Raw genomic sequence first — 24,636 nt, forward strand, 5'->3', positions numbered from 1 at the left:
CTGGTAAGCAGAGTTTTTGAAATGTAAGGCCTTTGAATAAGACAAAAGGCTGCCTCATCGCTAACTTTGCAACAGTGCCTATCGATTTATGAGACCAAAATGGCATTATTAGGATATGCAAGAGTATCAACCAGCCATCAGAAACTGACGAGCCAGATTACTGAACTCAAAACAGCGGGAGTGAGGGATGATCGTGTATTTACTGACATGATGTCAGGAGCAACTGATGAGCGTGCAGGGCTACAGAGACTCCTTGCCAGAGCGGAGAAAGATGACATCATCCTCTGTACTAAAATGGATCGTCTAGGACGTAATACCGCTGATATGATTCGTATTGTGGATACTTGCTATAAAAAAGGCATCGCTATCCGATTTCTAGAGAATGGTCTTAGTACTGAAGGCACAATGGGAAAAATGGTTATCCAGATACTAGCAGCTGTTGCCGAGGCGGAACGAGAAAGGATCTTGGAGCGAACTAACGATGGGCGGAAGACCGCTATGATTAAGGGGGTCAAATTCGGAAGAAAGCCTCACAAGAAGGCTGAATTAGCTAATGAATTGATTAATAAGGACGTACAAGTTAAGGAAGTAATGGAAAAAACGGGTATATCAAGGGCGACCTATTTTAGGCTGAAAAGAAAAACAGCTATTAACTCTAACGAAGGATGAATTCAAAGTGAGTCAATACTTAAAGCTTGGAGATGACCAGTCTCCGGTTCAGTTGGATCCACACAGCGAAGTTGGTGCATTTAAAGTTGTTGGACACTGCTCATGGGCAAAACCAGGAGATAAAATCACTCCTGATTTTTTGCGTTTAAGAATAGAACCTTGGTTAACTGCTCTTTTTCAGTCTGAACACCTAAATATACTTATTGGCGCGGGACTTAGTTCAGCAATCCAAGAGTCAGCGACAGGCACGAAACCTCAAGGCATGGGATGGATTAATGATCTCAAAGTTTGCAAGGCTGAAATAGATAGTTATGTAGCTAAAACAGCTGAAGCCTCAGGAAGAGGAAGAGGTAATATTGAAGACCAAATCCGTTCAATTAATGAGTTAATTAAAGGATTAGAGATTTTAACTGCGCAAAATCTCCCACTTCCAGAACCGCCTCCTGGTGCTCTCCCATATCGAAATTTAAAAAGTGAGTTAGTTGAGTTAAATAATGAGCTAACAAGATGTTTGAAATTATTCTCAGATTCAGTTAGTAATGGGGAAAAGTTAATTCGCGATGCAAAAAACGATTTAAAAACACAAACGTTTAATTATTTAGTAAGTTTTTTGATGAGTTTTTCAAGTCGAACAGCGACAAGGGATCGATTACATATTTTCACGACGAATTACGACAGGATAATTGAAGCAGGAGCTGAAATAGCAGGTATTCGACTAATTGACAGATTTGTTGGTACTATAGCGCCTATTTTCAGATCTTCGCGACTAGAAGTCGACTATCATTATAATCCACCGGGTATTCGTGGTGAACCAAGATATTTGGAAGGTGTGGCGCGCTTTACTAAATTACATGGCTCATTGGACTGGTATACTACCGAAGGAGCCATAAGGCGATTTGGATTACCTTTTGGTGCGAGTTCGGTGGAACCCTTTTTACAAGTGGAGGCTGCTGGAGCAGCGAACTATCATCAATTAATGATTTATCCAAACTCGGTTAAAGACCGAGAAACATCAGAATACCCTTATGTTGAACTATTCAGAGACTTAGCATCTGCAACATGTCGTCCTAATAGTACTTTGGTAACATATGGTTATAGTTTTGGAGATGAACATATAAACCGTGTTATTATTGACATGCTGACAATACCCTCAACGCATATAGTAATAATTGCCTACGGCGATCCACTCGGTAGAATTATGCGCTTTGTAAACGAAAGTGGAAGAAAAGCTCAAATATCTTTATTACTTGGTGACCACTTTGGAGATATCAAGAATTTAGTGGATTTTTATCTTCCTAAAGCAGCGATAGACAGATCATCAATTCGTATGGCAGAACTATTGAAATCAAGGGGTTTATATCGTACAACAATTTCAAATAATAGCGAGGATGCTGAATGAACTCATTTCCGATTGAACAAGGTGAGCAACTCAGGGTCGGCACTGTAGATTTTGTTTCACCTAATGAAATTAGAGCAATATTAGAGATTGACTCACCTGATACTGTTGCTTTGAATGCAGGAACGCCTAGAAACTTTCCAAGAGTAAACAGTTATGTATTAATATCATGTGATAATGGTTACTTAGTTGGGCAAATAGAGTGGCTTGCTGTAGAACATTCGCCTTATCCAAAACAAAGAGATGTTCAAGAATTTGGTTTAGTAAATCTACCATTCCCCCGAAAAAAAATAAGTTTGAATCCGGTGGGAATGCTTAAACGTTTGTCCAAAGATGGTACTGATTATTTCAGATTTCAACGAGGTTCTGAATCGTTTCCTTCTATTGGGGCTGCTATTTTACTACCGACAGATTTACAACTTAGATCAATAGTCGAATCTGGAAATAATAGGCGAGTGATCATTGGACAAAGTCCACTTGCGAACAATGCAAATGTAGCTGTAGATCCTGATAGATTATTTGGTCGTCATATAGCAGTGCTCGGAAATACTGGTAGCGGTAAGTCTTGCTCTGTATCTGGATTAATCCAGTGGTCACTCGAATCTGCATTGGAATCACAAATAAAACCAAATGCCAGATTTATCATCCTAGACCCCAACGGCGAGTATGCACGTGCTTTGGGGCCAACGACGAAATTTAAAGGTAGAGTATTTAAGGTTGAGGCTGAAGGCAGTGAAAACCAATTACAAGTACCCTCATGGTTTTGGAATAGTTCGGAGTGGGCATCATTCACGCAAGCAAGTCCTAAAGCACAACTTCCATTACTAAAACGCTCCTTGAGAGCAATGAGAAATGAAGAATTTGATTTACAAAAGAATATAGATATAGAAGTTAAAAAATACCTAGGTACAATTTTGGTTTCTTTAAAAGCGGATAAATCTAAAGGAGCAGCGGCACTTAATGATTTCCCTGGAGCCAAAAATCTTTTGGCTAAAATTAATATTTGGCGTCAGAGTCTGGAAGAATACAAAGCGAGATTAACTACACCATGCCCTGAGCTAGATAAATTAATCATCTCTATTCAAGATTTTTGTGGGCAAAGAGAAGGCAGATATCCAGATTACAATGCTAAAGTTAGCGCAGTTGATAACATCATAAATGGAGTGTTATCTTCATTTCAGAGCCTTGGAGGCGATGAGTGTGAACTCCTTCCTAAAAACGAGGATATCCCCGTCCCTTTTGACGGAAATAATTTAGTCTCCTATTTAGAGGCGTTAGCACAAGAAAATGGTAGCGAGCAATATGTTGAATATCTAGTAGCTAGAATACGCACAATGCTTGCGGATACAAGAATGAAACCCATAACCAATGACTCAGAGCATAGAGTTGACTTGGCTAATTGGTTAGAAACATATATTGGGAAAGATGGTGATGGTGATAGCTGCGTTTCAATTATTGATCTTTCTTTAGTACCAACTGAAATTACTCATCTTGTGACAGCTGTCATTTCAAGAATTATTTTTGAATCATTGCAACGTTATAGACGACTATATAACAAATCTTTACCTACGGTACTTGTTGCTGAAGAAGCACATACATTTATTAAACGGTATCGTGAGGACAGTGAAAATCAGGATGTCGCAGCTGTTTGCTGTCAAGTATTTGAGAAAATTGCACGAGAAGGCAGGAAATTTGGTCTCGGTATGGTTATTTCTTCGCAACGACCATCAGAATTATCACCTACAGTTTTATCTCAATGTAATACTTTTCTTCTGCATCGAATTAGCAATGACAAAGATCAGGAGCAAGTTCATAAAATGGTACCCGACAATTTGCGAGGATTACTCCGTGAATTGCCTTCATTGCCATCTCAACATGCAATACTGATGGGCTGGGCATCTGAACTTCCTGTCTTAGTTAAAATGAAAAATTTGACGAAAGAGCAGCAACCCCATTCTGATGACCCTGATTTCTGGGATGTTTGGACAAGAAAGGATGCTGATGGGAAATTGGTCGAGAGAACGGCCAATTGGGAAGCTGTTGTAAAGGAATGGCAACAAAATTGAACTGAAGTAGGATGTGAAAACGGGAGGGCAGATCGGAATTGAAGGAACTTTATGCAATCAATCTACTTGGTATTGCGTTCCATCGACCATCAGCCCCATGATCATTGGAGTAGCTGTAAATGCAGCACCTAATAATTAAAATAAAACAATAGGTTAACCTATTAACGTGGTTTTTTACATCGTTGGCCCTCAAACCCCTAAAATCAGAAAAGTATCTTTCCAGACCTGTCAAATGGAAGCATTAACAAATCAGTTAACAAAACGGACAATATAGTAAAAAGTGGCTGGTAAGCATACTAACCACCTGATAGGCAGGTAGCAGCATAAAAGGGGAACCGAGTAATGAAAGGCTGTATCACCCGAAAAAGGTGTTTTCAGAGATGCACTATATGATGGAATAACAAGTTTTTGCAGATACTACCGGCGTAGAGGATGTCCCGAACACCTATAGCTGGAGTATCGATATTCACGGCATAATACGAATAAACCGAATGGGATATAAATATGGCAATTATTTTGGGTGTTTTATTTGTGATAACATTAACACTTAGCATCTATCAGTTGCGGAAGATAAGAAGACTATCATCCCGAATTAACACATTGGAATCCGTTATCCTGGGTGAACGGACGGGAAAGACAATTCCTTATGAATCGTTGCACCTTCTCAATATTTTGAGATTACAGGCACGACAATGGACTAGTTCGGAGGAAAATCCCGCTTTATTAACTATCCGGCCAGTTTGTATTGAACTGCTGGATGATTATATGTCTAAACTTTTAGCTTCTATTCCAGAATTGAATTTGATGATAGAACCTCGTCCTTCATATGCATCGCTATACAGTATCAATTCTGTAATGTTCTACATCGATAGTGAGAAACATGAAAAGTTGCCTATTCGCTTTCATTGCGCCAATCAAGACCTCGCAGAGCGCATTGCAAACTTGTTGCTATCGAAGGGCATTGAAGCTCGCGCAGCGATTGAAATGTCACACGTAGATTAGCCTGATATAAATAGATGGGCATTCTGTCCGGGTTGTTTATGCAGCCCTGTTTACAATGCACTGAATAAAACGGACAGCAATAACATAAGCCGTTAGCAAAAATCCCTCAATCAGAACCGTGGAAACAGCGACAGTCGTAAAATCCGTTGTTAGCTTGATCGCTGCTACTATCACCAGTCCGCCAAAAAGAATGCAGCGGGTAGCGATAGTTTCACGTTGAAACCAGCTAAAGAAAGCGCCCGCGATAATGACCAGGGAACAGTAAATCGAAAAAAGAAGTGTCATCATATTCTGTTATCCTATCTAACACAGAAAAAACTGGCCCGAAGCTTTTGAAACATATATGGAAATCAATCAGAGCACGTCTAACGAGCACGGTCTTATATATTCAATAACTATACATGTTGCTTATCATCATAAATGGATTTGGTATAGAGTGGCCAAAGAAAAAGGTAACAACAGTGGCAAGGACAACACAGGCTAACAATATCCACTCAAACTTTTCTGGAATGAATAATACCCGGATGGAACCTGCTGCGATAGTGCCACCAACTAAACCACCAATCAACGCTTCAGAAATTGTTGATAGTTCCATAAATTAAGTCTCCTGGTGTTTGGAGGGCTTCGGGAAGTTGCACCAGCTTATTCGCCAGACGCGTCCACTCACGTTAATAATAAAATCTGTCAGAAAACAACTCTACCAGAACCGTTGAAACTTCGATAAAAAAAGGACGCTGTTTTGAGGGCGTTTTCTATGCAAGTTATTTACAATGTTTCAGGCAATTACTTCACTACCGTAAGTTTTCGTTCGACAAACATTCAGATCCCATAGTTTGCGCTGGAACTGACCTATGTGGACGAGATCTGCTGTAGGTCTGTAGGGATTGGGGGCCATAGAGTAAATCTGGCATTTTTAGCTATAAAGTAATGATTGGGCTACACGTATGTAGGTTTTAAGGTTATGTTATCTCTGCCTCGTAATTCTGCGAGCACCTCATTAGGGAATAATATGAGTAACTTAAACCACATGGATAGAACCGTAACACAATACGTAAACACTAAAGTATTAGTGGCGCGTTTAGTACATCTTAGCGCCACTATCAGAAAGCTTGAATCCTACCAATCGTCATCTTGGGCAGATAGAGCTCTCCATGATTTATATGCAGAACTTCAGCGAATTTGGCCACAGGTGGAAGAGTATTATACTCAGATGCCAACATACCAAATGGAACGTGAGTTTTACGCTGAACTCGTGCAAATAAAGATAAAGGCTGAAGAGTACCTACGTAGAACTAAGCAGGAACAATAAAACAATTCGTTTTTGGGGAGCCCGGTGGGCTCCTTTTTTGTGATGGTTCAATCCGGTGACGTGGGGTTACCGAGCTGGCGCATTCCCACGATTCGCACCTGATGGATTACCGGTTTTACTTGGTCAGTTCTAACCGGCGCTGATAACGCTCCCAGCGCATGACGAGATTCGCCGGGTCTATCGGACGGCAAAGCCCGGTAATCACATGGCCATCGTATTGCTGCAAATCGGGATCTTCGGCCTGCGCGACAGGGTCAACGTGGACGGTCAACGTCTCCGGGCAAATGGCAAGGACGTTGTCGTCAAACAGCCGGTGCAGATCGATACGAAGCAGCAAGCCATTACTCCAGTGATCCAGACCACCAGCACTATGCTCTACCAGGTGTGCGGCCTCTGTCCTGCGGCGTAAGCTTGCTCCTGTAATCACGCAGCGGTCGTTACAGTTTCGACGGACGGTAGCAGCGAAATCAGCCTGATCCGGCCTGGTCACCACGCAGGTTGTAGAGCCTTCACGTTTAGGGTGCGCCAGGGGCGCAACAGACGGTTCCTGCATGGAGACGCGGGATTGTTCAACTTCGACGGAGATCAGGGCTGGCTGGGGTGCTGGCTGCGATTCTCGCACTACATCGTGCGTAATGCCGTTGGTTTCCGCTTCTTTAAGCTTTCCGACCTGGCTTGCTGCGGCCAGCGCACGGTCACGCGCTTCCTGCTTTTCTTCCTTCGTCCATTTACGTTTGGCAGGTTCGTGTGTGGGAGCCGGGAGATTATCTGGTTCATTGACCGGCACAGGGTCAACCATCTTTTTGCCTTGCATTGACTCAGCCATAAACCGGCGAGCCAGCACATCAGCGCGTAGTCCCGTATCGCGATGCTCATAAAGATAGGTGCGAAATTCCGTCACACGTCCGCCCACCAGCTTAATGGCCTCACTCATTCCGGCCTTGTTGATGGAAGCGCTACTGGTTTTCAGGTTGGGCAAACCGTACTGACGTGGGTTTTCTTTCTGGGTGCTTTCAGCGCCGGTCAGACGGCTCTCTCTGATTTTTCCATTATGCCGGGTCGGTGAATCGCCATTCGGATGTTCAGGAGATCGCCAGGTGTCTGCGGGAGGCGTATACGTTGTACCGTTCTTCTGGGCCATGTAGGCGAGCACTTCCCGCATATCAACACGGGTCTTTTTGCGCTCGGCAATACCTTCATCAATCTGACGTTCAAGATCCGCTCGCTTCTCTTTGTGCAGGCGGCGCGATTCCAGTACGGTTTCGTTATCATTCAGGCGTTCTACTATCTCACCGGTATTTAAATTCTGGTTTGCCAGTTCGCGCACCATGCTCAGCACTAAATCGCCCATTGGATGCCGGGTTGTGATACCCAGGCGCTCAAACGCCCGGTTGGTGATCTCGTTTCTGCGGGTTTGATTGGCCAGTTCCGTGATCTTCTTCAGGCGCTCGATTTCGGCAAGCTGTGCCCGCTTCATCAATTCGCTGCCGGTTAGCATGGCAACAATCTGAACCTGACTCTCACCCTTCAGTAAGTGCTCGGTGATGAATGTAGAAAGAGCTGCCCGCCCACCGTGATTTTTAGGGATACCCAGCGTGGCCAGAATGTCTCTCTTTAGAATATTACGCAGGTTAGCGGCCTTTTTTTCCGCTTCATGTTTGGCCTGCATGTCCCGGCTATGCTGCTTACGTTCGGCCCGGGTTTTCTTCACCTTCACTTTCGTCGTCACTACTCTTTACCTGGCAGGGCATCATCATCATTGATACCGGTCGCGGGGCCTGCGGTCGTTACCTATCCCCCGCCGCTGGCCGCACATTTGATGGCGAGAGTATACCTGCTCTGTCGGCAGCGCGTCTTTTCTTGTCTTCATATATGCAAAATTAGTCCAACATACAAATGCGATCAGGGTCAACACCCCCGCGTCCACCCTGCAAAGCGCCCTTGACCTTTATACCCACTGAAACCCTCGCGCCCCCGGCCCCTCTTTTTTTTCTCTTTTTTTCTCTTTTTTTCTCATATTTTCTCGCATGGCTCATCCAGCGACCGGAGTCCCTATGTGGGGTTTGCAGGAACCGGACGGAAAGACCGGCACGGCCCGGTTGCCGCAGGCGGGGGAAATGGCCAGACCGGGCACGGCGGTTTCTTTTTAAAATGGTGGGCCCGGGCAGAATGGTTACCCCGGGCACGGGCCCGATCCTGAAAACGACACGGAGGTTTCAGGTACGGCTCCCCTTTCTGCCCCAAGCGAAGCGCAGGGGCAGAAAGGGGAAGTTTATTTGTATGTTGGACTAATAGAGGGTGATTTACGTGAATTCTGCCCGGGTTTTCCCGGCGATTATCCCGGAATCCATCACCGATATTCTTCCCTTTATCCTAATACCGGTGATGGCCACCGGCACAAAATGCAGGGTGTTCCGGCCCGGCGAAGATGCGGCCGCAAACCAGCACGAAAGTGTCGGTCGGAAAAAGGTGAAGCCAATGCTGGTGGCCGCACGGAATTCAGGCGGGCACTCGACGTTACTCACCCACGACTCCGGGTTAACGGTTCGACTCCGGGTAGCCTGGCCCGGGTGAAGCCCGGGGCAGGCTACCCTGTTTTTGTATGTTGGACTATTTTGACGGGTACTGGAGCAAACCACTCTGCCACACGATATGGCATTTAGTTACCGCTCTTGCGGTTCATGGATGAAATAGTCGGTTCTGTCAGGAGGGAGTCAGGGAAATGTGAAGAACCGAAATGGCCACGCTGAAAGATCATGTAGCCAGTTCAGATAAGCAAATTGAGTTAACGCCCTCGCTCATACCGCACCAGCTCTTCAGGTTTAGACAACCACTCTGTAATCTGGTGATCATGCATTGACGTATCGTATTCAAAGTCTGGCGGATAATACATATCGCCAACAAACCACTCTTCCTGCTTTAATTCATCCTCATCTATATCACAACCGCTATCAAGCCAGTCCCATCGGCCTCTTTTGTTAAAAATCACTCTCCCATTCGGCATAAAAGCTCCTTATTCAGTCAGATGGTTACGGTCTCGATATCTCGATGCCAGGTTAACATCGTTCACCAGTTTTACCACGGCTGGACGTTCGGCTTCAGTCCAGGAATCAGGCTGATAGTACACCCGCAGCGATTATCATCAAACTACTTCGCCTCTCAATCCCGCGCTCTCAAATTTCTGTTATGCATCATGCCAGAGTACAATATGAGGACACTATCGCCGGAATATTACCGACCGCCCCGACGATTAACGTTACCGGCCTAAGCTGAGGAAAATGGTTCTATGAAGTCATTTCTGATCAAAATGTCAAACGCGCATAACGAACACATCCGGGAAGTCGCTTCCGTGGATGAAGCTATTCGTATCGCATCCGAAAGAGCAAATGAAGGTTTCTGGCTTCCACCCAGCCGGGTCTGCGAAATGAGCAAGGAACATGAAGGCCGGTATACAGTCGGTGATGATGGCTGGTTCCGCCCCATCGAGCTGGCGGTTCCAGTCGAAATAGAAGAAGTGAAGTCGTCCTACGGGAACGGTGGTTACGACATGATTTCCGTAGGCAAATGGATCCAGACTCAATCAGGCTGGCAACCGTCACCGGCTGTCTGACTCTCCTTTTGTTTCGGTGGGGCTAGAGTGCCCCACTATTCTTCCGCTTTACGCTCGCGTTTTTCTTTGTCGCACTTCACTTTTTCATAAGCCTTGCCAAACCACTTAGGCTCTTTTCCCATCCCCGAATAAGATAGTCCTTCCGGCAGACTCTTCCAGAACACCGTTATCGCCTCGGCAAATTCTCTAAACTGTTCCTCGGAAACTTCAAGTTCTTCGTGGCGAGCTGGTCTCTCTTGCGGATAACCTTCGCATTGCCATACTGAGTAGTACTCCGGGTGAGCATTAACCAGTTTCTGGTGGGCATCACCATCTCCATGTTTATAAACGTTGACAACCTGATGACATGCACTGATTAACGGGAAACATGGCATGTTTCGTACTTCAATACCCAGCCATTCCATCAAATCCATAAGCCTCGGAAAACTGAGGTTCCAGATCAAATCTGATATCACAACCATGTCGAGCCACCGCCAGCTTCTGGCCTCCCGGATAAGCAGATCTCGTAATGCCTTGTCAAACTGGTGGTACATCCCAGCGGTCAGGGAAAGCGTGACCGTGACCTTCATTTCCCGCAACGCAACCCAGTGGCAAGCTTCAATCTGTTCAATATTCTCGTATACGTCACTTTCGTCGTGGTAATCAGGATTGAACCAGTCTCCAGCTGACTCTATAAATGACTCGCCTTTCTTTGTCGCTTCACTCCTGATCTCCACATCACTGAACTGCGACAGCAAACGTTCCTGCGCTTGTTCAGCGTAAAAAAGATGCGGGTTAAGCACCCACGGTCGGTCAATTGCCGCAAAGAAAAAGATGTTCCATCTCGGGTCGATAATTTCTTTTTCAGCATCAACAGCTGGCGCTGATACACTGCGGTTTGATTGTTTTTTTCTACCCATACCACTATCCAAATTAAAAACAGACGAAAAAAAACCGTCCAGCTGGACGGTTAATATCAAAATATCCTTCAGAAGTCTGACACGGGTCAGGCGCTAACCCGGGCAGTCGCTACTCACTAATTAAACCCCGCATAGGGGAAAACAATATTTTGATACTCCGACAACGCACCCCGCGATGGGGGAAGGTATGTCAGGCCAGTCTAACAAACCCAAAGCTCGTTGCAACCGCCAATCAGTGACTTAATCCTGGCAATCCTGATCATCAGTTTCAGTTCCGCAACTTAAGTAATCCATATTTAAAAACATTTTGTTCCCCGAGCCTGCCAATGCAGACAGACCTGAGATTTTACAGATCACGACAATCGACGGTACGCGTTTATAAATCTCGATTTCGCTTTCCCAACTTGACGCAAGATACCTTTCAAGCTGAAGTTCAGGGGTTACATCAACAGGTTGAATTCTGACCACAAAACCGTCTTTTCGCCCCTCATTGCGAAGAGATGTTAGCTGTTTTATCTCTGCATCGTTGAGTGTGGAAAATTTACGGCCATTAAGAATATGAGAGCAAAAATTGAAGCCAGTGATATGAGATGAGCCACCAGTTATCGATTCCAAAATGCTTGCATATTAGCTATCTGGGGGTTAGGCTCGCCTGTTTGCGGAGTGGATTCACATAATTCAAGGAGTCTTTCCAATTCCGATTTGGAATCACCCATACCCAATTCATTGCAAGGAAAAACATTGTGATTATTATTCATGAAAACTTGTCAACGCCAAGATTTATGGCCGTTTTTCGCCATTTTTAATGTCCGCTATTTGATCACTTCTGTTGTCCGCTTTCCGCCATTTCATCATCACTGATTGGCGTTGCGTTTTTAGCCAGCACTCCGGCTTTGCGTTTTTCCTTCAACCGGTAACTTTCTCCTTTTATATTCACTGTGGTTGAGTGGTGCAGCAGCCGATCCAGGATCGCCGTTGCCAGCACGTTATCGCCGAACATCTCTCCCCAGTCTGCGAAGCCTTTGTTTGATGTCAGGATTATGCTCGCTTTTTCATACCGGCGATTCAGCAGGCGGAAGAACAGACTGGCTTCCTCTCTGTTCATCGGCAGGTAGCCTATTTCGTCCAGGATTAGCACACGCGCATAGCTCAGCTGTTGTAGCTGACGCTCCAGCCGGTTTTCCAGCTTCGCTTTCATCAGCGTTGCTACCAGTCTGTCGAGTGGCATGAACAACACCCTGTGACCTGCATCCGCCGCTTTCACGCCGAGGGCTACAGCCAGGTGGGTTTTCCCCACTCCGGGAGGACCCAGCAGGATCACGTTCTCACTGCGTTCCACGAACGCCAGACCGGCCAGCTCCCTGACGACCTTACGATCGATGCCTGGCTGGAAGCTGAAGTCGAACTGCTCCAGCGTTTTGACCCACGGCAGACGAGCCTGCTTCAGCCGGGACTCCATACCGCGCTGATGCCTGCCGTTCCATTCCTGCTGCAGCGCCATGTACAGGAACTCCCGATAGTTCAGCTCTTTTTTAGCTGCCTGCTCCAGCAGACTTTCCACGTGATAACTCAGGTGCTCCATTTTCAGGCGACTCAGCAGCGCTTCAAGTTCATGCATCACAGCAGCTCCTCATACGCACTCAGTGGACGATGCTCCACCATGCTGACCTGCTGCCAGAGCGGGGCATGATGTTCCGGCACCGTTTGCCAGCCAGATGATGCTGAACAGAGCCGGTGTGATGCCACCTGCTGCTCATTACTGTAGATCCGCAACTCATCATCCAGCGATATGCGTATCGAGACCGGCTGGCCACACAGCGTTTCGGGAACGCTGTAGCGATTGCCGCCAACCTCGATATAGCTGTCCCAGGAGACATGGCGGATGTCGAAGTAGCTGGTATCGAAGTCCGTATCAGGCAACGGCTGCAGATGTTCCTGCTCGAGCGCGAAGCGCTGTTCCGGGGTCTGTCTGAACTGGCGAAGCTCCCGTTTGTCAGCCACATCAGCCATCCATTGCTCCAGTTGCTGGTTAACATGAGCGAAGCTGTCGAACCTGCGATAGCGGACGAAGAAGTTCTCCTTGAGATATTTCACCATCCGCTCCACCTTACCTTTGGTTCTGGCCCTGCGCGGACGACAGGCACGCGGCAGGAAGTCATAGTGGTCGGCCAGCAACAGGAACCCGGAGTTGAACACCACTTTCCCGTTGTTATTTTTCAGCACCGCCGCTTTCTGGTTATCAACCAGCACGGTTTTCACACTGCCACCAAAGTAGCGGAAGGTGCGAACCAGCGACTCATAGGTGTGTTCCGCATCCTGCTTTGGCGCGGCGAAGACATGGAAGCGACGGGAGAACCCCAGCGTATTAACCGCGAAGTTAACTTTGCATCGCTGCCCGGCGACCTCCACCTCAACTTCGCCCCAGTCGTGCTGCAACTGGTAAGCGGGCTGGGTTTCGAAGCGGACCGTTTTCTTCGACGGACGCATTTTGCGTTTGGGCTGGATGTAATAGCGCAGCATGGAGCGACCACCGGTGTAACCCATCGCTTTGATTTCTGCGAGGATGACCTCGCCATTCCAGACATTTTCGGCCAGACGTGTATCGATATAATCCATAAACGGCTTCAGTTTGGCCATTTTGTGGCGCGTCTTTCTGGCCGGTGGCTCAGGGTATTTAAGATACCGTCTGACGGTGCGTTCAGAGCAACCCACCTGAGTTGCAATATCGATAATGTACGCACCCTGCTTGCGCATTTGTTTTATCATGTAAAAGTCCTCTCTGCTCAGCATGTCGATGTCCTTTCTGGTGTGAGAACCTCAAGGAAACAACATGTTGGGTGGAGCGGACAATTCAAATGGTGAATTACCGTCTTATATCATTGGCGCTAACAAACTCCGTAGCATTAGATTTGAAGGCTAGTTTTCAACACTATGGGATCCCGAAATAAGTTCTCCCCCCCGCTCCCGGTAAGCTTTCGTTAATACCGCATAACTTTCTGAATTAACATGCTCATCAACCCCCGAACAAATCAGCCGGTTCGTCGGTGCTTCAAAAGCGTGGCGTTCGTATTTTTCGACCACGCGACAATCTTCCGACCATCTCTTGCCGAGCAACAAATCATTTGTGGTAATTGATGGAAACATCATCAATGCAAAAATTCCCCCAAGACAGCCTATTGGCACGAGCCACATGCAAACGATCTTGTTTTCGGAGCGTACAAATTTCAACCCGATGGTAGCGCCTATGATAGTCACGACAAATACCACCAGCAGAATTTTTAAGGGTAAAATCAGATCTGCGGCATAAATTAGCATTAATCATATCTCCTTAACTTTTCAATATTTGGTTCCTTCAAAAAGCCATCCATACTTTCCTTCATCTGGATGATCTGTCTTGTAGTTTATCTGGCAAGTGGTGAACTGACGCATCCATTCTCGTGACCTAAAAAATTTCCCACGAGGAAGTTTATCGCCAGGTAAGCATTGTTCAGCCCATTCGACAAAAGCAGGACAAACCCCCTTAAAGTGAGGAATAACAACTTGCGTGGCTTCTTTACGCATTACTGCTGACTGAATGGTTTTGGGATCAATCGTCATGGCTTCACAGGCTAACCCGACTTCACAAACATTTCTATTCTGCTGATGTTCTGTCATAGCGCCTTCCAGTTGAAGTTAAGTAGGGTCAGTTTGGATTTGAAAATTGTTGTACGGTAAGCCTGTTCTTGAACCTGCTTCGTGATCTTATGCCCGTTTGATGGCCACGGACTGACGCAAAAGTGCAAGAACGTCACTGACACTCATATCCCACGCATCCGCCTGCCGTTTCAGAATAAATGCCCCTACTTCCATTCTTTGGGCATGGTTCAACATATGCGTCAGCATATCCCCACCATGAGAAAAGTTTATCCCGCAGCCGGATGCACCATTGTTGATGAGCGTAAAACCTTTGTTTTTATCGGTTCCGTGAAAGTTTGCCCTCATCTCCTTTTCCAGCCCGAACAATACCGCGCAACATTGAGTTAATTCATAGCGATTCAGCTGGATGACGCGCTTAAGCTCCCATTGGGCTTCTTTTGCGCCATCAGCAATCGGAGCCATAGTGATGTTCACCGTGGGAAACGCATCCTTACCAGGCGAAACCACATATTGAAAATCAAGAGCAGTACGTTTTGCGCCCGTTTGCCGGTCTGCATAAAGCTTCAGCTGCTTACCAAATGTCGAAGTCATAACTATCCTCCAGAACTTAATTTACCCTGGTCATTCCAGCCGACAAAAGATTGTCGGGTTGTTTTCTACAGGCCTTCCCTCTCAATCCCACCGGGTATATTTTCCCCTTCCCTCTCGTTCCCACCGGCGATAAAAACTGTGCAGATTAAAAAAGTATCTTTTTGGGATTAGGCGAACAGCAGTAATTATAAAGAGGAGTGTTATTTTCTTTATTTTTCATGGTAATACAAGTTGTATTCAATAGAGGCCTGACGCGCCCCATCAGCTTTTCAGATGTAAATGGGACTATTTATCCTTTAGCGACTACAAAATCACGGGTGGGTTTGAGAGGGAAACGTCAACTTAGTGTTTTTGACCGGTGGGAATGAGACAGCACATTCCCGGAACCGGGCAAAAAGACGTTTCAAACATCAGGAACCTGTTAGTTTGGGATTCCGATCCGTGATCTGAATGGTGGGTACGCTGGTGTCCACCAGGTAGTAAAATTTCAGGTAACCGATGCTGGCAAGCACATCGAGAGCAGTTCGCATTTTCCGGTTCTGTTCGGCAATGCGCCCATTGAGCAGTAAACGCTGTCGAAGTCTGTCAAAGGTGATCGGGGCTGGATGTTGAGGTAGCGCTTCAAAAAATGTATAGAGCGCCTGAGCCGTTTCATTCCTGGTAAGTAGCTCCAGGGGTTTCTTCCGCAACAGAGTAAGATGATCTGAACGGTACAAATCCCAGAGTCGTTCGTCGGCTTCCAGGATGATGTAATCACTTTCACCATCAAATTCCGCCTCTTTCAGCAACCCGGCTACTTTGAACTTGGTGATCCCCGGGTTCTTCTCAAACCGAATGCTTTTTGAGCGAATCTTCGTCAACGAATCGGCTATCTCATTGCGCAGTTTCGTGCTGTAGCGTTTTGATGGGTAGCCGCAGAGTTTGGCAAATTCACTAAAGGGCATTTTAATCCGGTTACCTTTCAGCGCATCAGGCGATACGCTGAAGGAATGGACGATTGCTGTCCAGCACCGGAAGTCCTGGAAATAATTCAGCATCGGGCCGGTGATCTTTATGTCCGTGTACCCTTCCTGTTTTGCAATTTCCAGACTGGATAGCGCTTCCGTCACGTTTAGCGTGACCGTTGCCTCTGTTCGGCAACTAGGAGTAAAAACGCCCAGGCGGAGCAGTGATACAGGTTGTACTGATGAATTTTTTGTCACCGTCAGCTTTCCAGTCGACGGCTGATTGAAGTCGGGAATAGCGTCCTTGAAAAGAAGAACTTCATTCGAGTTCATCGTGTGGATCCCCCAGTTTTATTGTTATTTTCCGGGTATCTTGGAATGCCCAGTCCGGGCGAATGTATCACGGTGATTTTTATTGATCATGAGAAATAGGGGTCATTTAGTCCCCATTTATCGGGTATTGGTTTTTATTTGTACTAAATCAATACGTTATTTCAGAGATGAATCGGATAAATGTCGTTGACATCAAATTTTTGATCTGCTGCCAGTGTGGACAAAAAATGAATACCGATCACCTATTTTTGAGATTTGTTACGTATGATTATGTTTTTATTTGATGTTTTCATTAGCACAGCAGATGTTGATAATTAAGTTCCTTTCCCCTTCCAATCCCACCGTTATTCCCTTTGAACACCACCAGCTACCAGGCTAACCCCACCGACAGCCCTTCAGAGCTCACTTTTTTCCCTCTCAACCCCACCGGGGCAGGTCTTCAGAGCTTACCAGCTGCGGGTTTGCGGGAGCGGGGATCTTTTTGGTTCTATTTGGTCTTAATCTGGATCGATCTGTTGATCTACCCGGTGGATATGTGGATTAGTTGAGTCACGTCCTTGTTACTCGGTTGCTTAAATTTGGCCACTACGAACTGTCTCAATACCACTCTGAACAACATCCCAGTTGATACCGATATCACCATCGTGAGTTCGGTCTATCAACGCTAAGGTCGACTCAGCTTCGCTAGCTGAAACCTGCGGCATGTTTCGGTCTATTGCTAACTCCTGAACATCAGACTTGTACCAGACACGGACTAGCACCTTTTCGTCAGGGTTCATTTTTTGCAGCTTTGCGATAATTTCTTTTGCAGTTGCGTACATGTGAGTGCCTCTTATCGTTTTGTTTACACAATCAGTAAAGCACCGAGTCAGTAGCTGACGAAGGCAAAAAAGATACTTTTCCACAGGACAGTTCCAATAAAGAGATCCCAAAGGTGCAACGGAGTACAAAAGAGATCCCTGTACGCTGCAAGCCGCATGGTTACTGGGCTCAAGGGCATTTTATGACAATGGTAATGACTTTTTTGACATTGGTAATGATTAAAATGACATTGGTAGTGACTATTTCGACGTTAGTAGTGAGTATTTGTGACAATGGTAGTGAGTTTTATTGTGTGATCTGAAGGTATAACTCTTAAAGAGTTTTGAGTATATTTCTATTATAATTCATATAGATACCATCTATCACCTGTATGATGAAACAAAATTATTAAAATCTTATCCACTGTTTTCTATACGCATTTTCCTTTCATGCCCGTACATATTTTCGACAATTTAGCTATTCGATGTTGATTTAACTCGAAGAGAGAATTTATCCCCATTTTCCACAAGGTAGTTCCAATAATTAGTACCTTACGAGTTCCCATAGATCACAAGAGATCCCCGCAGCTCGGAAGCCAGACGGCACAAGGCCTGGAAGCCAATCGGTGACAACGGTAGTGATTATTTTGACATTGGTAGTGAGTTTTTTAACGGTAGTAGTGAGTTTTTTGACAACGGTAGTGATTGCGGCGACAATGGTAGTGATTTTTTAAAGGATCTTTTTCACCGGAATTGCTCCTTTGTTGATAAACTACGTATGTATTTGTTTTTATGTGAATTTCAGAGTTTTATATTTAGTCGTGGCGTTTTTTTAGCCTGGACTTATGCACAATCTGAGATCGTCGCAGAGATCCCTTAAGTGACACTGAGGGCTTTGGGCGATAGTATTCAATAATCTGTTGATTAATACAGTCGATAAACCACTATGACCAATGAGAAAGATTCTGAGCAGCAAGGCCAGATGGTTACCAGGGCTTTCTCTGTAACAGAGAGAGAGACAGGTAAAGAAATTATTTTACGTCCTAATAGCAGCAGGACGGTTCAGTCTATCGCGCTCATGCGCCTTGGGTTGTTTGTGCCATCACCAAAAAGCGTTGGCCGTCAGAGTCGTGAATACAAAACTGTTGGCTTTGATGCCACGAAAGAACTACAGACACTTTCTTTGATGGAGAGCGAGGGTTTCACCAATATCTCGATCGTGGGTCAGCGCCTCGATATGTCTGTTGACTTCAAAACGTGGATGGGAATCATCCGAACGCTAGCTAACCATCCGATTGATAACGATAAGATCAGCCTCAAATTTACTGAGTTTCTGAAGCTCTGTAACCCTGAAAATTATCGTTCCTCTACCGCATCCCGTAAGCGTATCGACGCGTCGTTACGCAGGCTGGCATCCGTGATGTTGTCCTTCACCAGCACCCACTCGTCAAAGGTGTATACGACGCACCTGGTGCAGTCTGCCTTGCTTGACCCGGACTCTGATCAGGTAGAGCTACAGATAGACCCTAAGATATTCGAGTTGTATCAGTACGACCACAAGGTTTTGATGCAGCTGAAGGCTATCAAGGAACTGGCGAAAAAAGAGAGCGCACAGGCGCTTTACACGTTCATTGAGTCACTTCCACCAAATCCAATCCCGATCTCCTTAACGAGACTTAAGAACCGATTAAATCTTAAGACCCGTGCCAACAGCCAGAACGCCACAGTACGTAAGGCATTGGAGGAGCTGGCATCCATTGGTTACCTTCAGTACACCGAAGTAAAAAAAGATGGGAAGGTTTATTTCCAGATCCACAAACGCGATCCTGATTTGAATCTGAACAATATCCAACCACCACCTGATGGTGATGGCGAGGGTGATGCTGATGAGGAGAACAATGGCACGTCGGGTAAAAATAATGGTGAGCCACTGGAAGGTGAATTGTGCCCACCAGATGAGCCCATTGATGGGGATGAAACGTTAACCATCCATGACTTAACAGCTGAAGAACTTCACTACATTCGCAGCCTTAGAAGCCAGAAAAAGAACAATCCCGCCAGCTAGCATTCCCTCCGGGCTGTCAGATGACGGCCTGGAACCCTCCCTCCCTGCACATCGTCAGAGAATCCTGTTTAGCTTAATGACAACGGTATTGAGTGACGCGGTCACTACTGTTGTCATTGCGGGGTGACCACTCATGACAATGGTAATGAGACTAGATAGCTCACTACTGTTGTCATCATCGACATCTCTCCAGACCAGCTTCTCAGGGAAGGTCTTACACCGCTCACTACCATTGTCGGAATCGCCGGTACAGACAAATCGCTGATACCCATGACACCATGACATCGGCAATGAGTCTTGGCAGCTCACTGCTGTTGTCATCATCGACAACTCTCCAGAGCAGCTTCTCGGAGAAGACCTCATACCGCTCACTACCATTGTCGGCATCGTCAGTACGGATTTATCGCTGATTCCCATGACACAATGACAACGGTAATGAGTGATTTGACTCACTACCGCTGTCATTTGCTCCCGGCGCATTTGAATGACCACTGTATTGACTAAGAATACTCACTACCGTTGTCATTCATGATTCAGACCAAGTTCTTACTGCTCCACCAGCACAATGACAACGGAAATGAGTTCTGTTGGTCATTACCGTTGTCATATGCATTCCAGGTTAATCAGGCCTTTCAGGTAGCTATGGTAAGGATTCACTCGCCGTACTGTCTGCTCGTACTTGAGGGGCGGGATGAATGACCGTGGTAGTGACCGCGTCACTCCCTGCCGTTGTCGTTGTATGAATACATGGCCTGTCGGTGACAATGGAAATGAGTCCAACCGCTGTCGTAGCTAACCTGATTGGTCAATGACAATGGATGTGATTTTTTCAAGTCTCTACCATTGTCATCGTTTCCAAGTACATTTCAGTGGGGTCGTTCCGGCGATGACGAATCAAGTGAGTGCGGGATCACAACCATTGTCGAGGCACAACTTGCCGGTTGTAGCCATACCGAACGCTGCGACAACGATAGTGATCTCGATCACTCATTACCGTTGTCACCAGGCGGATGGTGAAGCACCAGAATCACTACTGTTGTCATCTAACATTCTGCTACCCATGCAACCAATGACGATGGTAGTGAGCAACGCCGTCTACTTGCTGTATATAGGGATAGTATGATGAGCCATAACAATGGTAATGACTCACTACCATTGTCATAGTTCCTGTACTTGATTGCCGGTAACCAGACAAGGGTTAACCATTAAGTCACTACCGTTGTCATTACAGAAAGGTACTTTCCTTAATTGTCATTACCGTTGTCGACCATGCACCCTCTTACCAGTAGTAACGGTTCGTTAATTATGTGAAGGTGATCATTACCATTGTCACTGGTTACACTCCCGGCAGATTCAAAAATCGAGTGACAATGGATGTGAGTTCGATGCGCAGGACGGCATCTCAGTGCCGATGGCAATAGTTATGAGCTGACCAGACTGGTGACAACGATAATGAGCCAAGCATTGAAGCCCGTTTGCTACGACAACGGTAATGATTAGGCCTCACTACCGTTGTCAGACACGATGCTTACTTCGGCCAGGTAAGTTCATCCCACCGGGATTTTAACCAGGCAGGGTTTACAGGTTTTCTTGTCGGTAATATTGGCCGAGCTTCATACGCGATGAGATCGTCATCCTTAGCCAGGATAGTGGGGTGGAAATGGATTGTCAGGGTGCTGGGATTAATCACACACAGGCCGTTGTCGTATAACCGATGTATGTCTGCCCGAAGCCACAGGCCATTACTCCAGTGGTCAGAGCCCGCTTTATGATGCTCAATCAGATGTGCTGCTTCTCCCCTGCATTTTGTCTTCACACCGGTGACGACACACCGCTCCATGCAGTTGAAGTATACCCTGTCGCTGAATTTCTTCTGATCAGGACGGGACATCGCACCGTACCGGCGATATCCAAAGCGTTTTGGTGAGACTTTCTCATCCAGGTCATCGTCAAATGAATCCTGACTCTCAGGCCGGAAGGTCTTCAGACGAACTTCCCAGCGAATGCCGTCACGTGCAAATTGCTGCCCTACGCGTGGGTCATCATCAGGCCAGATAGCTATTCCCTTAGCTTTAACAGCCAGCCGGAACTGGCGGGCATCAGCAGGGGTTCCCGTGCGGGTTAGTGTCATAAATTCATGGACACTCCGGTACTCCACTGGTTCTCCTGATGAGCCAGCAGGCCTGGCGAGAACCTTGTCTTTAATATCGCGGGCGAGTTTATCGGTTTGATTTTTATCTGAAGCCATGTGAGCTATGCCATACCGGAAGAGGGAGGCATGAATAATGGGCTGTTTTCCGAGGATAAGCCATAGATACTCACTACTGTTGTCATTCTTGTCGATGACAACAGTAGTGAGTCTGGTTGGTATGCATCATGTCGAAATCGGAGCACCGGTGACTTATCGAATAGTCTGAACTGACTTGTAATGCGCTTGTGCAGGGTGGCCATAAGCCGTATTCGAGCGTGGAACTTCGAGGTGACCCGGCATCCATCCGGTCGTTTTTGCAACCCAGAAACAGCGTTCCTCACCGTCATCGGTAGTGACTCTAACACGACAACCTTCAAGCCCAATTAGTTGGGGGGAAAGATTACCGGGGCAGCATTTCCGGGAAGCGTTAGCATATACCTGCCCGCGCCGCATGAGTTCTGCACATTGTTCAAAATGTTCTTCTGTACCCAGTGCAGCTACTGGTGCTTCAACGTCCATCCAGTCAGCTACGGCGGTTGCTTTTGTATGCAGGAGATCAAATCCGTAGCTTGATAGAATAGAGCCACATTTAAGAACATAGAGCTGCTGCTCTTTGTTAATGTTTTCGAGTTTCATAGCCGCTCCTGTTAGATTATCGTTGCCTGTTATTTAAAACATGGCTTTTCAGTAAATAAATAACCACACCTGCATGACGATTGGGACGCGATAATAAATAACGAGTATCTATTAGCTTTGAGTGCCGAAAAAACCACAATCCATAAGTTGCTCACCAACGGTATTGTCGAATAACATATCGTCTACTGAAACTTCATAGCTATTCTCTGATGAAAAATATCCAGCGTTATCATAGTCGACTTCTAAAGCGTCACCATCAATAACCACAACCTCAGTATTAACGAAAAGATCATCAAGGTCTGAAATAACCTCAATATCTTCACTCTGTTCATCGGTAATGACAATGACAACCATATCATCTTCAAACTCGGAAGCTGATACTTCATCATATCTTGCTGCAATTAAATCTGACATATTAGCCTCCAGTTGAATGTGATTGCCTATATGTCTATATTACCACCCACATGCTTGTGACGAAGTGATTTGGCTTATTTTTAATCGTTTAAAACAAAAAAGCCACCCCGGTTATTTCCTTGGTGGCTAATTGATATTATCCCTCGGCTAGTTCCAGCGCTTCCTTCTGGGAAGTGGCTTCACCGAACCAGACCAGATCATAATGCGTGAAGTCAGTAGATAACATGCTCCTGACCCGTTGTTCCTCTGTTGCCACAGTGCGGCTATAGACAGCTACACAGCGCTCTCTCTTCCCGCCCCGCAATGATGAAGGGCTGTTGAAAATCGCAAAACACATCGTTTCCGGCTTAACGTTAACCCCGCCCATTTTTTCAATGACGTAATCATAGGCAATTTTTTCAATGTCATAAAATGAGCCGTCAGATGACACCATTGAATATTTCAGAACAGTACCCCCCAGAGCTCGCTTAATCTGGTGCTCCCTTTGCTGCTCGTTGTTCCAGCGAAAGGTTTGACGGCTGCTGGGGTGTCCTACTTTCTGTTCCGCTTTTGCACGTGGGCTATAGCCGTCAGCAATGAGTGAATCCATAAATTCACGCATTGATAAAATCTTACCGTTATGACGAATTTGTTTGGCTAGGAAGTTTTCAATACGTTTTTCGTTGGCTTTTTGAAGTGTCATTTTTTCTGGCCTATGGTTCGTTGTCGTTATATTCAGTAAACCATAGGTCGTTCATGTGACGAAACGTGTATTTATTCAACCCTATCTTCAATTATTTCGGTCATTAGAAAACGCAAATGATGATTATCGCCATCAGGATTGATTTTGTTTTTGTGATAATCCATTACGCTTACATTTCTTGCTTGTTTGAAGTGGTAATTATCCATCGCGTTTACAGTTTTCTCATAGTAAGCTTCAGCTGAATAATCCAATAAACTTCGATAATAGGCAGCGACAACATCCCATCGACGATTTTCCGATGCTTTACATAACTCTTCGTCGTCACCTATTGCCGCTATGATATAACCATATATATAGCCAAGACATATGTCATGATTAATGGCTTTTCTGAATAATTCGGGAGAATATACCATAAGTATAAAGCCTAAAGACCTATGTATAAATACCCTGCTGTCATGGACTATTTTTCTGTCATGTTCGATAGCTGATGGCGCGTTATCACCCTCAAGAGTAACAGGTTCAGGTATAGAGACTGACGGTTCCGCCCTCTCCTGTTTTGTTGCGCCAGCGAAAAACCTGCTTATACGTTCAAACATAATGTGTCCTCCGCATTTTTGACTCAGTATAGCCAGGAGCACTGGCCCGTGTGCGGGAACGGAAGATGACCGTCGATATCCCGTTGTTACTTAACCAGCCTTACCGTACTATCAGGTGAATTATAGTTCACGTGGATTAACCTATGTACAAACCCACCAGCGATGAATTTAAAGCAGAGATGAAACGCAAAGGCTGGACGCGGCAGGCGCTGGCACAGCGCTGGGGCAAGTCCGAAAGATGGATAAGTAATATTTCAGGTAATGAGGAACGCGAGCAGCATTGGAACGATGCGCTTGCAGGACTACCAGTATTAAAAAAAACCAAGAATAAGTGAAGTATAGTTCCCTTTTTTATTGATTAAATGTGAACTATAGTTCATGCTTTCTCGTGTGTTCGACTTCACTTCCCATCGAGGAGCAGCAGGCATGAACGTAGATCAGCGGCAACGTATTGAGCAGGAAATTGCCCGGGCAGCAGCAACCGGGTTGATTGAAGCAGGATATAGCATCTCGGTATTCGACTCAGAAGAGATTGTGCTGAAGCGCTCTACGAACGTAGAACGTATTGTTGAAGCCATGTTCTCTACTGATGAAGACTACTTCTATGCTTATCGCCCTGAAGAAACTGAACGTGCAGGTTACGTCCATTTTGTTTACGGCAATGAGGGATGGAATGTTATCAGCGATAACAGCCTGTCGCTTGAACCGGCGCTTGAAGCCGCTACTGCTCTGTCTGAGTCTTATGCCTGACCCTCAATGGCCCACTTAGTACTCGCAAGTGGGCTGTTTCTTATTCA

At 45.9% G+C, this 24,636-nt stretch carries 28 protein-coding genes; 9 read left to right on the forward strand and 19 right to left on the reverse strand.

Going from position 1 to position 24,636, the window contains the following annotated elements:
* Window positions 1-99 precede the first annotated feature (99 nt).
* From OGY13_RS21700 to OGY13_RS21715, 4 genes are all read left to right on the forward strand, one after another.
* On the forward strand, window positions 100-669 hold the full coding sequence (locus OGY13_RS21700; RefSeq protein ID WP_004098989.1) for a recombinase family protein: 570 nt from the start codon (window positions 100-102) through the stop codon (window positions 667-669).
* A gap of 7 nt (window positions 670-676) precedes the next feature.
* A complete protein-coding gene (locus tag OGY13_RS21705; RefSeq protein ID WP_004098990.1) occupies window positions 677-2,068 on the forward strand; it encodes an SIR2 family protein in 1,392 nt (463 codons plus the stop codon).
* On the forward strand, window positions 2,065-4,131 hold the full coding sequence (locus OGY13_RS21710) for an ATP-binding protein (protein WP_004098991.1): 2,067 nt from the start codon (window positions 2,065-2,067) through the stop codon (window positions 4,129-4,131). The genes OGY13_RS21705 and OGY13_RS21710 overlap by 4 nt, the downstream gene beginning before the upstream one ends.
* A 504-nt stretch (window positions 4,132-4,635) precedes the next feature.
* Window positions 4,636-5,133: a hypothetical protein gene (locus OGY13_RS21715; protein ID WP_016241538.1), complete on the forward strand. Its 498-nt coding sequence runs from the start codon at window positions 4,636-4,638 to the stop codon at window positions 5,131-5,133.
* Between the two features lie 36 nt (window positions 5,134-5,169).
* On the opposite strand, the gene OGY13_RS21720 is transcribed toward OGY13_RS21715, so the two are convergent.
* Window positions 5,170-5,421: a hypothetical protein gene (locus OGY13_RS21720; protein ID WP_007372348.1), complete on the reverse strand. Its 252-nt coding sequence runs from the start codon at window positions 5,419-5,421 to the stop codon at window positions 5,170-5,172.
* Between the two features lie 100 nt (window positions 5,422-5,521).
* The gene (locus tag OGY13_RS21725) at window positions 5,522-5,728 is read right to left on the reverse strand and encodes a hypothetical protein (protein WP_032951190.1); all 207 of its coding nucleotides are present in this window, start codon (window positions 5,726-5,728) and stop codon (window positions 5,522-5,524) included.
* Between the two features lie 414 nt (window positions 5,729-6,142).
* Here OGY13_RS21725 and OGY13_RS21730 point away from each other — a divergent pair, with 414 nt between their 5' ends.
* A complete protein-coding gene (locus tag OGY13_RS21730) occupies window positions 6,143-6,442 on the forward strand; it encodes a hypothetical protein (RefSeq protein WP_024196077.1) in 300 nt (99 codons plus the stop codon).
* A gap of 115 nt (window positions 6,443-6,557) precedes the next feature.
* On the opposite strand, the gene OGY13_RS21735 is transcribed toward OGY13_RS21730, so the two are convergent.
* The 3 genes from OGY13_RS21735 to OGY13_RS21745 form a co-directional block, all read right to left on the reverse strand.
* On the reverse strand, window positions 6,558-8,171 hold the full coding sequence (locus OGY13_RS21735; protein ID WP_007372347.1) for an HNH endonuclease signature motif containing protein: 1,614 nt from the start codon (window positions 8,169-8,171) through the stop codon (window positions 6,558-6,560).
* Between the two features lie 574 nt (window positions 8,172-8,745).
* Complete coding sequence (locus tag OGY13_RS21740) at window positions 8,746-8,967, reverse strand: hypothetical protein (RefSeq protein ID WP_007372346.1); 222 nt, start codon at window positions 8,965-8,967, stop codon at window positions 8,746-8,748.
* Window positions 8,968-9,227: 260 nt separating this feature from the next.
* On the reverse strand, window positions 9,228-9,446 hold the full coding sequence (locus OGY13_RS21745; RefSeq protein WP_007372345.1) for a hypothetical protein: 219 nt from the start codon (window positions 9,444-9,446) through the stop codon (window positions 9,228-9,230).
* Between the two features lie 282 nt (window positions 9,447-9,728).
* Here OGY13_RS21745 and OGY13_RS21750 point away from each other — a divergent pair, with 282 nt between their 5' ends.
* Window positions 9,729-10,052 carry a hypothetical protein gene (locus tag OGY13_RS21750; protein WP_007372343.1) on the forward strand — a complete coding sequence of 108 codons (324 nt, stop codon included), beginning with the start codon at window positions 9,729-9,731 and terminating at the stop codon, window positions 10,050-10,052.
* Between the two features lie 35 nt (window positions 10,053-10,087).
* On the opposite strand, the gene OGY13_RS21755 is transcribed toward OGY13_RS21750, so the two are convergent.
* The 9 genes from OGY13_RS21755 to OGY13_RS21795 form a co-directional block, all read right to left on the reverse strand.
* Window positions 10,088-11,011, reverse strand: a complete 924-nt coding sequence (locus OGY13_RS21755; RefSeq protein ID WP_007372342.1) for a hypothetical protein — start codon at window positions 11,009-11,011, stop codon at window positions 10,088-10,090.
* A gap of 180 nt (window positions 11,012-11,191) precedes the next feature.
* Window positions 11,192-11,566, reverse strand: a complete 375-nt coding sequence (locus OGY13_RS21760) for a hypothetical protein (RefSeq protein WP_223226822.1) — start codon at window positions 11,564-11,566, stop codon at window positions 11,192-11,194.
* A 205-nt stretch (window positions 11,567-11,771) separates the two neighbouring features.
* Window positions 11,772-12,569 carry an IS21-like element helper ATPase IstB gene (gene istB / locus OGY13_RS21765; RefSeq protein WP_048213831.1) on the reverse strand — a complete coding sequence of 266 codons (798 nt, stop codon included), beginning with the start codon at window positions 12,567-12,569 and terminating at the stop codon, window positions 11,772-11,774.
* Entirely contained in the window at window positions 12,569-13,741 is a 1,173-nt protein-coding gene (istA, locus tag OGY13_RS21770; RefSeq protein ID WP_048213832.1) for an IS21 family transposase, read from the reverse strand. Before istA ends, istB begins: the two co-directional genes overlap by 1 nt.
* 126 nt (window positions 13,742-13,867) lie before the next feature.
* Window positions 13,868-14,266: a hypothetical protein gene (locus OGY13_RS21775; protein WP_016241545.1), complete on the reverse strand. Its 399-nt coding sequence runs from the start codon at window positions 14,264-14,266 to the stop codon at window positions 13,868-13,870.
* Between the two features lie 21 nt (window positions 14,267-14,287).
* Entirely contained in the window at window positions 14,288-14,605 is a 318-nt protein-coding gene (locus tag OGY13_RS21780) for a hypothetical protein (protein WP_009651680.1), read from the reverse strand.
* An 87-nt stretch (window positions 14,606-14,692) separates the two neighbouring features.
* Window positions 14,693-15,178 (reverse strand): hypothetical protein, encoded by a 486-nt coding sequence (locus tag OGY13_RS21785; RefSeq protein WP_007372340.1) that lies wholly within the window; start codon window positions 15,176-15,178, stop codon window positions 14,693-14,695.
* A gap of 410 nt (window positions 15,179-15,588) precedes the next feature.
* Window positions 15,589-16,455, reverse strand: a complete 867-nt coding sequence (locus OGY13_RS21790) for a RepB family plasmid replication initiator protein (RefSeq protein WP_008786567.1) — start codon at window positions 16,453-16,455, stop codon at window positions 15,589-15,591.
* Window positions 16,456-17,027: 572 nt separating this feature from the next.
* Window positions 17,028-17,276: a hypothetical protein gene (locus tag OGY13_RS21795; RefSeq protein WP_016241546.1), complete on the reverse strand. Its 249-nt coding sequence runs from the start codon at window positions 17,274-17,276 to the stop codon at window positions 17,028-17,030.
* Between the two features lie 925 nt (window positions 17,277-18,201).
* Between OGY13_RS21795 and OGY13_RS21800 the strand changes: the two genes are divergently transcribed.
* Window positions 18,202-19,320, forward strand: coding sequence for a replication initiation protein (locus OGY13_RS21800; protein WP_016241547.1), 1,119 nt, complete (start codon window positions 18,202-18,204; stop codon window positions 19,318-19,320).
* A gap of 1,528 nt (window positions 19,321-20,848) precedes the next feature.
* Here the strand turns inward: OGY13_RS21800 and OGY13_RS21805 are convergent.
* The 5 genes from OGY13_RS21805 to OGY13_RS21825 form a co-directional block, all read right to left on the reverse strand.
* Window positions 20,849-21,568: an HNH endonuclease signature motif containing protein gene (locus tag OGY13_RS21805; RefSeq protein WP_007372337.1), complete on the reverse strand. Its 720-nt coding sequence runs from the start codon at window positions 21,566-21,568 to the stop codon at window positions 20,849-20,851.
* Between the two features lie 153 nt (window positions 21,569-21,721).
* Window positions 21,722-22,147 carry a hypothetical protein gene (locus tag OGY13_RS21810; RefSeq protein ID WP_016241550.1) on the reverse strand — a complete coding sequence of 142 codons (426 nt, stop codon included), beginning with the start codon at window positions 22,145-22,147 and terminating at the stop codon, window positions 21,722-21,724.
* Between the two features lie 111 nt (window positions 22,148-22,258).
* On the reverse strand, window positions 22,259-22,561 hold the full coding sequence (locus OGY13_RS21815) for a hypothetical protein (RefSeq protein ID WP_007372336.1): 303 nt from the start codon (window positions 22,559-22,561) through the stop codon (window positions 22,259-22,261).
* A gap of 136 nt (window positions 22,562-22,697) precedes the next feature.
* The gene (locus OGY13_RS21820; RefSeq protein WP_007372335.1) at window positions 22,698-23,243 is read right to left on the reverse strand and encodes a hypothetical protein; all 546 of its coding nucleotides are present in this window, start codon (window positions 23,241-23,243) and stop codon (window positions 22,698-22,700) included.
* Window positions 23,244-23,314: 71 nt separating this feature from the next.
* A complete protein-coding gene (locus OGY13_RS21825; protein WP_016241551.1) occupies window positions 23,315-23,839 on the reverse strand; it encodes a hypothetical protein in 525 nt (174 codons plus the stop codon).
* A gap of 143 nt (window positions 23,840-23,982) precedes the next feature.
* Here OGY13_RS21825 and OGY13_RS21830 point away from each other — a divergent pair, with 143 nt between their 5' ends.
* Window positions 23,983-24,174, forward strand: coding sequence for a hypothetical protein (locus tag OGY13_RS21830; RefSeq protein ID WP_007372333.1), 192 nt, complete (start codon window positions 23,983-23,985; stop codon window positions 24,172-24,174).
* Window positions 24,175-24,265: 91 nt separating this feature from the next.
* Window positions 24,266-24,589: a hypothetical protein gene (locus OGY13_RS21835; protein ID WP_007372332.1), complete on the forward strand. Its 324-nt coding sequence runs from the start codon at window positions 24,266-24,268 to the stop codon at window positions 24,587-24,589.
* The last annotated feature ends 47 nt before the right edge of the window (window positions 24,590-24,636 follow it).

The organism is Citrobacter sp. Cpo045 (assembly GCF_030332875.1).
Lineage (GTDB): Bacteria > Pseudomonadota > Gammaproteobacteria > Enterobacterales > Enterobacteriaceae > Citrobacter > Citrobacter portucalensis.

Excerpts from the sequence above, each read along its gene's own strand:
- OGY13_RS21700 (WP_004098989.1), top strand. The coding sequence starts at position 100 with ATGGCATTATTAGGATATGCAAGAGTATCAACCAGCCATCAGAAACTG.
- OGY13_RS21710 (WP_004098991.1), top strand. The coding sequence starts at position 2,065 with ATGAACTCATTTCCGATTGAACAAGGTGAGCAACTCAGGGTCGGCACT.
- OGY13_RS21715 (WP_016241538.1), top strand. The coding sequence starts at position 4,636 with ATGGCAATTATTTTGGGTGTTTTATTTGTGATAACATTAACACTTAGC.
- OGY13_RS21720 (WP_007372348.1), bottom strand. The coding sequence starts at position 5,421 with ATGATGACACTTCTTTTTTCGATTTACTGTTCCCTGGTCATTATCGCG.
- OGY13_RS21725 (WP_032951190.1), bottom strand. The coding sequence starts at position 5,728 with ATGGAACTATCAACAATTTCTGAAGCGTTGATTGGTGGTTTAGTTGGT.
- OGY13_RS21730 (WP_024196077.1), top strand. The coding sequence starts at position 6,143 with ATGAGTAACTTAAACCACATGGATAGAACCGTAACACAATACGTAAAC.
- OGY13_RS21745 (WP_007372345.1), bottom strand. The coding sequence starts at position 9,446 with ATGCCGAATGGGAGAGTGATTTTTAACAAAAGAGGCCGATGGGACTGG.
- OGY13_RS21750 (WP_007372343.1), top strand. The coding sequence starts at position 9,729 with ATGAAGTCATTTCTGATCAAAATGTCAAACGCGCATAACGAACACATC.
- istB (WP_048213831.1), bottom strand. The coding sequence starts at position 12,569 with ATGCATGAACTTGAAGCGCTGCTGAGTCGCCTGAAAATGGAGCACCTG.
- istA (WP_048213832.1), bottom strand. The coding sequence starts at position 13,741 with ATGCTGAGCAGAGAGGACTTTTACATGATAAAACAAATGCGCAAGCAG.
- OGY13_RS21775 (WP_016241545.1), bottom strand. The coding sequence starts at position 14,266 with ATGCTAATTTATGCCGCAGATCTGATTTTACCCTTAAAAATTCTGCTG.
- OGY13_RS21780 (WP_009651680.1), bottom strand. The coding sequence starts at position 14,605 with ATGACAGAACATCAGCAGAATAGAAATGTTTGTGAAGTCGGGTTAGCC.
- OGY13_RS21785 (WP_007372340.1), bottom strand. The coding sequence starts at position 15,178 with ATGACTTCGACATTTGGTAAGCAGCTGAAGCTTTATGCAGACCGGCAA.
- OGY13_RS21790 (WP_008786567.1), bottom strand. The coding sequence starts at position 16,455 with ATGAACTCGAATGAAGTTCTTCTTTTCAAGGACGCTATTCCCGACTTC.
- OGY13_RS21795 (WP_016241546.1), bottom strand. The coding sequence starts at position 17,276 with ATGTACGCAACTGCAAAAGAAATTATCGCAAAGCTGCAAAAAATGAAC.
- OGY13_RS21800 (WP_016241547.1), top strand. The coding sequence starts at position 18,202 with ATGACCAATGAGAAAGATTCTGAGCAGCAAGGCCAGATGGTTACCAGG.
- OGY13_RS21805 (WP_007372337.1), bottom strand. The coding sequence starts at position 21,568 with ATGGCTTCAGATAAAAATCAAACCGATAAACTCGCCCGCGATATTAAA.
- OGY13_RS21810 (WP_016241550.1), bottom strand. The coding sequence starts at position 22,147 with ATGAAACTCGAAAACATTAACAAAGAGCAGCAGCTCTATGTTCTTAAA.
- OGY13_RS21815 (WP_007372336.1), bottom strand. The coding sequence starts at position 22,561 with ATGTCAGATTTAATTGCAGCAAGATATGATGAAGTATCAGCTTCCGAG.
- OGY13_RS21820 (WP_007372335.1), bottom strand. The coding sequence starts at position 23,243 with ATGACACTTCAAAAAGCCAACGAAAAACGTATTGAAAACTTCCTAGCC.
- OGY13_RS21825 (WP_016241551.1), bottom strand. The coding sequence starts at position 23,839 with ATGTTTGAACGTATAAGCAGGTTTTTCGCTGGCGCAACAAAACAGGAG.
- OGY13_RS21830 (WP_007372333.1), top strand. The coding sequence starts at position 23,983 with ATGTACAAACCCACCAGCGATGAATTTAAAGCAGAGATGAAACGCAAA.
- OGY13_RS21835 (WP_007372332.1), top strand. The coding sequence starts at position 24,266 with ATGAACGTAGATCAGCGGCAACGTATTGAGCAGGAAATTGCCCGGGCA.